Source organism: Streptomyces sp. NPDC059567 (genome assembly GCF_042735655.1).
In the GTDB taxonomy this organism is placed as follows: domain Bacteria; phylum Actinomycetota; class Actinomycetes; order Streptomycetales; family Streptomycetaceae; genus Streptomyces.
Map to the genome: position 1 here is coordinate 1 of NZ_JBHWBS010000215.1, position 1,463 is coordinate 1,463.

1 protein-coding gene is annotated in these 1,463 nt (G+C 71.6%); it reads right to left on the reverse strand.

Annotated features, from left to right (window positions below):
- On the reverse strand, positions 1-1,463 hold a 1,463-nt coding region (locus ACFVZW_RS37065; RefSeq protein WP_384531009.1), incomplete at both ends, for a condensation domain-containing protein.

A 1,463-nucleotide genomic window follows, 5' to 3' on the forward strand; every position in this document is an offset into this window, starting at 1 on the left:
TCGCCCTCGAACACGACAGCCACCGCATCCGGCGCCCGCTCCACCTGCGCCTCGAACAACTCAGGCAACGTCGCCGGCACCAGATCGGCATCCGTCTCATTCCACTCCTCCACCACCAGACGACGCTCGTCGTCGCCGAGCACCCGGATCGCGTTCAGCGGCAGGTCGGGTCCGCCGTCCAGCGCGGACTCCAGTGCGGTGACGAGGTGGGTGACGGTCGTGCGGGCCAGGGCAGCCACGGCGGCGGAGTCGATGGGGGCCATCGCGTCCACGGAGAGACCGATCTCGTCCCCGTTGTCGTCGACGAGGAGCGCGAGCGGGTAGTTGGAGAGTTCGCGTGCGGAGAGCAGGCGCGTCCCTTCCATCGCCCCGTCCCAGCTCGTCTCGGCGTCCTGGCCGACGTTGTGCCGGTAGTTGAGGAAGGAGGTGAACAGCGGGGTGTCGCCGGTGACCCCGCCGGCGCGCTGGGCGACGACCAGCGGCGCGTGTTCGTGCTCCAGGAGTTCCGCCAGCTGGCCGCGCATCGCGGACACAGCGGCGAGCGCGCCGAGTTCGGAGGTGCGGGCGCGCACCGGCAGCATGTTCATGAAGGGGCCGGGGACACGGTCGGCGCCCGAGCCGGCGTTCATGCGTCCGAGCAGGACGGTTCCGAAGACCACGTCGTCGTGGCCGCTGACGGCGGCGAGGACCCGGGCCCAGGCGACGTGCAGGACGGTCGCCGTGCTGACGCCCGCGCGGCGCGCGGCTGTTCTGAGCCGTGCGGTCAGCTCCTGGGCCAGTGGGAGCGCTGCGAGGACGGCGTCCGATCCGTCACCGCGTACGTTCGTCATTCCGTACGGGGCGGTGGGCTCGGTGACGTCGCCGAGGAGGTCGGTGAAGTAGCGCTCGTGTTCGGCGCGGTCGATGGTCGCGTGGGCCTGGGCGACGAAGTTGCGGAACGGCAGTGGCTCGGGCAGTTCGTCGCCCCGGCCCGCCAGGAACGCCTGTACCTCGTCGAGGACGACCTGGAGCGCGGTGTGGTCGCGAACGGTGTGGTGCATGCGCAGCAGCACGAGTTGGCGGCCACCACGGATGTCGGCCGTCACGTGCAGGTCGAGCAGCGGGGCCCGGCGCAGGTCCATGTGGGCGCCGGCGGTGGCGACGAGGTCGGCGACCGGGTCGGCGGCAGCCGGGTCCAGGGTCACGTCCACGACGGGCAGGGTGGCGTGGCGCCATACGACCTGGACCGGCTCGCTCAGGCCCTCCCACGCCAAGGACGTCCGGTAGATGTCGTGCCGGTCGATCACGCGCTGGAGTGCGTCGGCGAAGGCGTCGACGCGTACGCGGGAGTCGAACTCGAAGACCGCCGGCATGACGTAGGCGTCGTCCCCGCCGTCGGCGAGGAGGTGGTGGAAGAGCAGGCCCTCCTGGAGCGGGGCGAGCGGGTAGACGTCCTTGACGTTGGCGGCGCCGCCGTCGACGGT